Source organism: Lysobacter sp. CCNWLW3 (assembly GCF_036697405.1).
Classification (GTDB): domain Bacteria; phylum Pseudomonadota; class Gammaproteobacteria; order Xanthomonadales; family Xanthomonadaceae; genus Lysobacter.
This window is the reverse complement of record NZ_JBAHWA010000006.1, coordinates 37,474-45,517: the sequence shown is the minus strand read 5'-3', so window position 1 is coordinate 45,517 and position 8,044 is coordinate 37,474. Positions and strand designations below refer to the sequence as shown.

Below are 8,044 nucleotides of genomic sequence, written 5' to 3'. Positions count from 1 at the left end.
CAGGACGCGGTAAGCCGGTGAACCTGCACGCGCCGCCGGCGACTTCGGCGTGGTGGCGCACGGGGCGTTGATCCAAAACGAAGCCGTAGGATGCGGTAAGCCGCGGGCGCACCGCATCGTGCGCGCAAACTCGGAATCGCGGCGTGACCTCGCCGCCGCGCCACCGGCTGCTCGAACGCGCGCCTCACTCTCCGATGGCGAACAAATCCGACTGCGCGACGTAACCGTCCTCGTCGACAAACCCCGACAAGCCCACGCCGACCAGACGGTACAGGGTGTCGGCCGGATGCTCCACGCGCGCGCGCAGCGCGCAGGCGATGTCGGCCAGCTCCTGCTCGCTGGCCGGCGGCGCCGGCTGGGTCAGGCTGCGGGTGAGGGTGCGGAAATCGGCGGTCTTGAGCTTCAGCACCACCGTGCGCGCGAGCCGTCCGGGTTCGCGCTGGTAGCTGGCCCAGGTCTTGCCGGCCAGGCGACGGATATGCGGCTCCAGCTCGTCCAGGCGCAGATCCTCGGCGAAGGTGTCCTCGGCGGAGATCTGCAGGGTCGGCCGCTCCGGCTCGACCGCGCGCTCGTCGAGGCCTAGCGACAGCTCGTGCAGGCGCCGGCCCCAACGGCCGAAGCGCTGCTCCAGCGCCAGCGCGCCCAGCGCGCGCAGGTCGGCGACCACGCTCACGCCCAACTCGGCGAGCTTGGCTTCCATCACTTTGCCCACGCCGGGCAGGCGGCCCACCGGCAGCGGCTCGAGAAAGGCCTGGACCTGGTGCGGGCGGATCACGAACAGCCCATCGGGCTTGCGCCAGTCGGAGGCGATCTTGGCCAGGAACTTGTTCGGTGCCACGCCCGCCGACGCGGTCAGCCGGGTTTCCTCGCGGATCGCGGCGCGGATCGCCTCGGCGGTGGCGGTGGCCGAGGGCAGCCCGGTCTTGGTCGTGGTGACGTCGAGGTAGGCCTCGTCCAGCGACAGCGGTTCGATCAGATCGGTGTGGCGGGCGAAGATCTCGCGCACCTGCCGCGAGACCGCCTTGTAGCGCACGAAATCCGGTGGCACGAAGATCGCGTGCGGGCACAGGCGCTCGGCGCGCACCGCCGGCATCGCCGAGCGCACGCCGAACTTGCGCGCCTCGTAGCTGGCCGCGCACACCACCGAACGCGCGCCACGCCAGGCCACCACCACCGGCACGCCGCGCAGGGCGGGATCGTCGCGTTGTTCGACCGACGCGTAGAACGCGTCCATGTCGACATGCAGGACTTTGCGGCTGGGGACGGACACGGCGATGCGGGATGCTGCGAAGGCGGCATGGTAGCGCGCCGCGGCGGGGCGCAGCGGTGGTTTGCGCCGCCCGCTTCTTTAGGCGCGCAAGTACGAGGCCCAAGCTCTGTGCATGCGAGCGACGGCCGCAAGGCCGGCCCCGCCTGACGGGGTAGCGATCATGCGATCGGCGCCCTCTGTGGGAGCGACGTAAGTCGCGATCAACGGCCGACGCAGCCGCGAAGCTGCTCGCAACGTCCATCGCGGCTTACGCCGCTCCCACACAAAGCGGGCACGGCCTCGCGGTTCCCGCTGCGGATGCCGCCAGCGGGCAAGGCGAAGCCGTGCCGCCGCCCCCATTCCTGCCAGCGGCCCAAGCCCGGCGCGGCGGCGCCCCACGCGCCGCCGCGCCGTCCCCACCGACGCTCAATTCGGCGTCGGATAGGCCGTGTACACCACCCAGCGGTTGTTGATCCGCCGCATCACGATCTGCACCGCGTTGACCTGCACGTCGTGGCCCGCCGTGCATAGGCCGTTGCCGTCGGCGGCGGTGCACTGGCGCGCGAAGTACTGCCATTGCAGCGTGCGCGCGGCCTCCGAACCGTTGGGCGCCGGCTCCGGGCAATAGAGCGGATTGGGCTGGCGCGTCAGCCGGTCGAAGGCCTCGGCCCAGGCCTGCGCGTCCCAGAACAAGGTGCGGCCGTACTGGCTGAAGCCCGCCGGCGGCTGCACGCCGGGGATGTGCGCGGCCAGGTGGCCGCCGCCCTGGGCGTTCATCTCCGGAATCGCGCTCATCTGCACGGTGACCAGATTGGCGCAGGGATCCACGGCATGGGCGGGCAGGACGACGGCGGACAGCAATGCGGCCAGGGCCGCGGCGAGGATGCGCGTGCGCATGAGCTTGCTCCGGTTGCGGTGCGTGGAGATCAGTAGGTCGGTTCCAGCGCCGAGGCCGGAGCGGCGCTGATGCCGGCGCCGTAGGTGCCGTCGGCCAGCGAATAGATCTGCGCATTGGGCAATGCCGCGATCAGCGCGTTGTAGGCCGCCAGCGCCGACGCCTGCCAGACCGCGGTCTCGCCGATGATGAAGCACTGGTTGGGGTTGTAGTTCTGGCCCTGCAGGATCGCGGTCACCGTCGGCACGTCGGCCGCGGTGAACGCATTGCTGTTGGCGTCGTAGAGCGCCAGATGGACGCCGATCACCTGGGTGCCGGCGAGGTTGCGCGCGGCGATGCCGATGCAGGAAGTGAAGGCGGTGAACTGGATCGTCGGCTGGGTGTCGCCGGTGGCGGTGGCGGCGACGTTGGCGGCGGCCGCCCATTCGCATTCGGCGATGGCCAACGGCGCGGCGCCGGCGTTGATGGTGTAGGGCATGACGGACTCCGGAGCGGGATAGGGAGTGGACCTTGTAGGCCCCTCGCCAGCCCGGCGACATGCGGAAGCTGCGCCCAGCCGCGGCGCTTCACAGGCTTTCGGCCGCCCGCGTTGCCGTTTCACGGCCGCGGCGACGCCGCGTTGTGGTCGGTATGGACATCCTCGCCTCGTCGCACCCCAAGCCGCCCGCATCGCGGCCGCCTGCCGCTACTCCCGGCGCCGCCGCCGCGGTACGTGCGCCGGCCGCGCTGTTCCTGGGCCTGCCCTGCCCCGGCACCCCGGCCTTCGACGCCTTGTGCGACTTCTGCGACGAGCACCGCGTCGCGGTGCTGGCCTCGCTGCCCTGGGTCGCGGCCGAGATCGCCGGCCACGACGGCTTCGACGCCATGCTGCGCTTCGTGCGCGCGCTGGGCGGGCGCCGCGTCTACGTGCCGCGCGATCGCCGCGGCTTCGCCGACCGCCTCGGCGTCGAACTCAGCGCCACCACCCACGCGCGCCTGCTCGCCCATACCAGCGAAGCCGGCACCGTCGAGGTGCCCTCGGCCTGGGGCGTGTTCATCGCCCTGCGCCGCATCGCGATCCGCGCCGCGATGGCGGCCGGCGGCGACCTGCGCTCGGTGGCGCAGTCGTTCGGGGTGAGTGAGCGGCATTTGCGGTGTAGGTGAGCGCTACCGCAAATCGCATCATCCAGCGCGTCCCCTGATGGCGATGCGACCAAGATTAAACATCGAAATTCACTCTAACGCGCTGCTACCACCAATGAAACGAGTAGCTTCTCGTCGAACTCGCTGTCACCGGCTCCTGAGTAGTATCTTGAAGCCAAATCGATCTCATTGCGTAGAAGAATGACCTTCAGCCTGTCGGCAAAGACCCGGGCGGAGTACTTTGCGATGGGTTGATCGCATAGTTCTAGCAAAGCAAAGCGACGATCGACTTCTCCCACTATCTTTCGCCTAGCCACCGACGAGTTCTTTGCCTGACTCTGCGCCTCGATCTGCGTCGCGGTCGCTGCAACATCACGAAATATCTGCCTCTCCTTCTCGGGAAGCGCTTGTAGCAAGTAGACAAAGAATTGGTTATCTAAAGGCCTCTCGTAGACCGGACGCAATGCGGGCTCAAGCCTACTGTCTATAACTGCCATACAGCGACTCTGAACCTTGGCAGCGATCGAAAATCCCTGCAAAGGCATATCTGTGCCCCCTCTAGGATTGGCACACGCTGATAAACTGATGCTAAGAAAAATCGAAGCAAAATACAGAGCCTGCGAGCGTATAGCCATTACTGACACCCTCCGACGCATTCACCGTTGACTCCGCCATTCGCTTGAATGTATCCATTCGTACGCTCCTGATTTCCGTCGCAGCCCATGACGTTTACGACTCCGTACGGCGCCGTTCGCGCGCCCGCAACGGCGATCCGGCCCGAAGCAGAGAAGGTTGCGGGCTAACGCGATCACTGCGTAACCGCGGGCGTCCGCCCCAGCACTGCCGGGTCGGTAGCTTGCCAAAGAACATAGATCGCGAGCAGGGCCACCCCGGCTGCGATCAGATAGGAACACAGAACGCAGGGTTTCGACGCACCGACCCCGAAGCGCAGCGGCCTCCCGAAAATCAGGAAGGCCAGGACAAAGACCCCATAGATCGGCAGCAGACGGAAGCCGAGCGCGAAGCTGCGCCCCGCCGCCGCCATCCCCAGGACGATGCAGACCAGCGTTGTCATGCCGAGCGCCGCGCGAGCGCATAGGGACCTCAATCTGCCGGTTACTGCGGTCATGTCGGCCTCGTTTCGACTTTCGGCTCGGCGGGCTGTGAGTCTGCGCTTTCCGATGCTGGAGCGAGCGCAATGGCCAGCGATGGTCTGGACGGGTTCATTTAGCGGTCTCCACGATGATGTCATGTATATGCTGTCAATCGCTCGCTTTTTTTCGGGCCCGATACGTTCGAACGGCCTCGTCGGTGTAAGTCCGCTTGATCATGGAAAACCCTGCCACCTTCGATCCATGCATGTTCACGGAAGCTAGGCAAATGTGGACGGGGGGACGCTCCGCGTACTCGTCGCAGACGATTTCGAAACCGACGGAATATACCGTGGGGTTCGGGTGGCCTTGCGTGTAGGTCAAGTAGAGATTGCTTGGAATGATCTCGACGTCCGCCGGCAGCATCTGTTCCGTGATCCGGTACGTCTTGCCGGCGAGCTTCACGTTAAGGTGACAAGGCCCTTGTTTCCTGCAAACTGCCTCGACGCTCGCCGAGTCGCCGTAGTGCACGATCGCGCGCGTGCGTTCTGCCTCCATCAACGCGATCGCATGCGCCGAGGTGCAACAGGCAAGCAGCGTCAACAGGCACAGTTTCGTTTTCACGCAGCCCCCTTCGGTTGCGACGCCATCGGCTGAACGGCGGATGCCGCTCGAGAGTGATCCGGCGCACATGCGAGGGTCAAGCCGGGGAGCCCGAGCGCCATGGTTTCGTCCTCGGCCGCTTCGGGCTAGCAGCGCAGGTCGCGGTGCTGCCTGGACGACAGGGATAGGCGACAATGGCGGCTTCGCCACCGCCTCCAGCCCCGCCATGACCCAGGCCCCCAGCGCCAGCACCGCCGTATCCCTCACCCGCTACCTGATCGAGGAGCAGCGCGCCGGCCGGATCAGCCCGGACCTGCGCCTGCTGATCGAAGTGGTGGCGCGCGCCTGCAAGACGATCTCGATCGCGGTGGGCAAGGGCGCGTTGGGCGGCGTGCTCGGCGATGCCGGCACGGGCAACATCCAGGGCGAGGCGCAGAAGAAGCTGGACGTGCTCAGCAACGAGATCCTGCTGGAAGCCAACGCCTGGGGCGGCCACCTGGCCGGCCTGGCTTCGGAGGAGATGGACACCTCGCACCCGATCCCGGACGTGTATCCGCGCGGCAATTACCTGCTGCTGTTCGATCCCCTGGACGGTTCCAGCAACATCGACGTCAACATCTCGGTCGGCACCATCTTCTCGGTGCTGCGCTGCCCGGACGGTGTGACCCAGGCCCAGGACGAGCACTTCCTGCAACCGGGCACCGAGCAGGTCTGCGCCGGCTACACCACCTACGGCCCCAGCACGATGCTGGTGCTGACCATCGGCAACGGCACCCACGCCTTCACCCTGGACCGCGAGGTCGGCAGCTTCGTGCTGACCACGCGCGACATGAAGATTCCGGAAGAGACCAAAGAATTCGCGGTCAACATGTCCAACCAGCGCCACTGGCAGGCGCCGATGCAGGCCTATGTGGGCGATCTGCTGGCCGGCAAGGAAGGCCCGCGCGGCAAGGACTTCAACATGCGCTGGGTGGCGTCGATGGTCGCCGACGTGCACCGCATCCTGACCCGTGGCGGCATCTTCAGCTATCCGCTGGACGCCAAGTGCGCCGCCCAGGGCGGCAAACTGCGCCTGATGTACGAGGCCAACCCGATGAGCTTCCTGGTCGAGCAGGCCGGCGGCGCGGCCAGCACCGGCCGCCAGCGCATGCTGGAAGTGCAGCCCACCGGCCTGCACATGCGCGTGCCGGTGTTCCTGGGCAGCAAGCACGAGGTCGAGACCGCGGTGCGCTACCACATCGAGCACGACGCCCGGGCCTGACCGGCGCGCGGCCGCGGTTCGTCCTCGGATGAACCGCCCGTGGCGCGATTCGTGCTTGGGCCCGCGCGGTCGGCTACACCGCGACGATCGTCATCGCGGTGACCGCTTCGCGTCACCCGCGGCGTTGAATACTCTGCCCACACGGTATCGGCGCGCATGCGCCACGGGCGGGAGGGCACGATGGCCAACGGCGGACCGCGCAAGCCCAGCGTCCGAGGCGTGGGCAAGCACGATCCGGCAGGCACGGATGCGGCCCCGTGCGAGCCTGTGCCCCGGCCGGCCCTGTCGCGCGAACTGATCTACGTCGCCCGCGGCAGCGCCGGACGGGAGTTGTCGCTGGCGCCGCTGCAGCGCATGGGCTGGAATCTGCGCCACGCCCCGGACTCGCGCAGCGTGCTGCGCATCCTGCAAGGCGACCCCCGCCAGCCGCACGCGGCCCTGCTGGACTTGCGCGAGGGCTTCAGCCACCACGACCTGGCCGAGTTCGGCAGCGCGCTGTCGGCCAATAACGTCGGCTGGGTCGCCGGCGTCGAGGCCGCCCAGCTCGACCAGGAGCCGGTACGCCGGCTGATCCGCGACTACTGCTACGACTACGTCACCCTGCCCTGCCCCGAGGCCGTGCTCAACACCGTCGTCGGCCACGCCCACGGCATGGCCACCCTGGCCTGCGAACGCGGCGAGACCACCAGCGAAGCCGGTTTCGACGGCATGATCGGCGAGAGCGCGACGATGCGCGCACTCTGCCGCACCCTGCGCAAGGCGGCGCTGACCGAGGCGCCGGTGTTCATCGCCGGCGAGACCGGTACCGGCAAGGAACTGGCCGCGACCGCGGTGCACCGGCATTCGCGCCGGCACGCGCATCCGTTCGTGGCGATCAACTGCGGCGCGATCCCGCACAGCCTGGTGCAATCGGAGCTGTTCGGTTACGAACGCGGCGCGTTCACCGGCGCCCAGCACCGCAAGCTGGGCCGGATCGAGATGGCCAACGGCGGCACCCTGTTCCTGGACGAGATCGGCGACCTGCCGCTGGAAAGCCAGGCTTCGCTGCTGCGCTTCCTGCAGCAGGGCAGCATCGAACGCCTGGGCGGCCACGAGCAGATCCCGATCGATGTGCGCATCATCTCGGCCACCCACCACGACCTCGACGCCGCGGTCGCCGACGGCCGCTTCCGCGCCGACCTCTACCACCGCCTGTGCGTGCTGCGCCTGCAACAGCCGCCGCTGCGCGACCGCGGCAGCGATATCGACCGCCTGGCCGAGCACGCGCTGCAGCGCTATTCGCAGGAAAGCCAGCGCAGCCTCAAGGGCTTCTCGCCCTGCGCGCGCCACGCCCTGCACAGCCACCCTTGGCCCGGCAACGTGCGCGAGCTGATCAACCGCGTGCGCCAGGCCGTGGTCATGGCCGAGGGCCGCCTGATCACCGCCGCCGACCTGCACATCGACAGCGCCGACAGCGCCCCGCCGCCGACCCTGGACGAGATCCGCGACGCCGCCACCAAGGACGCGATCGAACGCGCCCTGCAGCGCAATCGCGGCCGCCTGATCGACGCCGCCCGCGAGCTCGCGGTGTCGCGCGTCACGCTGTACCGGCTGATGCAGCGGCATGGATTGCGTAGCGGCGACGATCCGGGGGCGCCGGACAGGATCAGTGCGGCTTAGGCCTGCCGCTGGCAGCCGTAGGCGCCGTCCGTCCTGAGTTCGTCGAATCTCGAAGGGCGGACTCCGCCGGCGCACGGGGACGCGGCCCATCGGCGCGAGCTTCGCGACACATATCTAAAATATTGATTTATCTATTGTTTTTATCGATAGCCGGGAAGGCAGCA

At 67.9% G+C, this 8,044-nt stretch carries 9 protein-coding genes; 3 read left to right on the top strand and 6 right to left on the bottom strand.

Annotated elements, in window-relative coordinates; translation table 11 throughout:
- Positions 1-184: 184 nt before the first annotated feature.
- The 3 genes from dinB to V1318_RS11855 all read right to left on the bottom strand — a co-directional run bounded on the left by dinB (position 185) and on the right by V1318_RS11855 (position 2,622).
- Positions 185-1,270, bottom strand: coding sequence for a DNA polymerase IV (gene dinB / locus V1318_RS11865; RefSeq protein WP_332939883.1), 1,086 nt, complete (start codon positions 1,268-1,270; stop codon positions 185-187).
- A 405-nt stretch (positions 1,271-1,675) separates the two neighbouring features.
- Positions 1,676-2,146, bottom strand: coding sequence for a hypothetical protein (locus V1318_RS11860; protein ID WP_332939882.1), 471 nt, complete (start codon positions 2,144-2,146; stop codon positions 1,676-1,678).
- 29 nt (positions 2,147-2,175) lie between these two features.
- Positions 2,176-2,622 carry a hypothetical protein gene (locus V1318_RS11855; protein ID WP_332939881.1) on the bottom strand — a complete coding sequence of 149 codons (447 nt, stop codon included), beginning with the start codon at positions 2,620-2,622 and terminating at the stop codon, positions 2,176-2,178.
- Between the two features lie 152 nt (positions 2,623-2,774).
- Here V1318_RS11855 and V1318_RS11850 point away from each other — a divergent pair, with 152 nt between their 5' ends.
- Positions 2,775-3,287 (top strand): hypothetical protein, encoded by a 513-nt coding sequence (locus V1318_RS11850; protein WP_332939880.1) that lies wholly within the window; start codon positions 2,775-2,777, stop codon positions 3,285-3,287.
- A gap of 74 nt (positions 3,288-3,361) precedes the next feature.
- Here V1318_RS11850 and V1318_RS11845 read toward each other — a convergent pair whose 3' ends face one another.
- From V1318_RS11845 to V1318_RS11835, 3 genes are all read right to left on the bottom strand, one after another.
- The gene (locus V1318_RS11845) at positions 3,362-3,763 is read right to left on the bottom strand and encodes a hypothetical protein (RefSeq protein ID WP_332939879.1); all 402 of its coding nucleotides are present in this window, start codon (positions 3,761-3,763) and stop codon (positions 3,362-3,364) included.
- A 311-nt stretch (positions 3,764-4,074) separates the two neighbouring features.
- The gene (locus tag V1318_RS11840; protein ID WP_332939878.1) at positions 4,075-4,395 is read right to left on the bottom strand and encodes a hypothetical protein; all 321 of its coding nucleotides are present in this window, start codon (positions 4,393-4,395) and stop codon (positions 4,075-4,077) included.
- Between the two features lie 133 nt (positions 4,396-4,528).
- Complete coding sequence (locus V1318_RS11835) at positions 4,529-4,981, bottom strand: hypothetical protein (protein ID WP_332939877.1); 453 nt, start codon at positions 4,979-4,981, stop codon at positions 4,529-4,531.
- Between the two features lie 205 nt (positions 4,982-5,186).
- On the opposite strand from V1318_RS11835, the gene V1318_RS11830 reads away from it, so the two are divergent.
- Positions 5,187-6,221: a class 1 fructose-bisphosphatase gene (locus V1318_RS11830; RefSeq protein WP_332939876.1), complete on the top strand. Its 1,035-nt coding sequence runs from the start codon at positions 5,187-5,189 to the stop codon at positions 6,219-6,221.
- A 267-nt stretch (positions 6,222-6,488) separates the two neighbouring features.
- Positions 6,489-7,880 carry a sigma-54 dependent transcriptional regulator gene (locus V1318_RS11825; RefSeq protein WP_332939875.1) on the top strand — a complete coding sequence of 464 codons (1,392 nt, stop codon included), beginning with the start codon at positions 6,489-6,491 and terminating at the stop codon, positions 7,878-7,880.
- Positions 7,881-8,044: the final 164 nt, after the last annotated feature.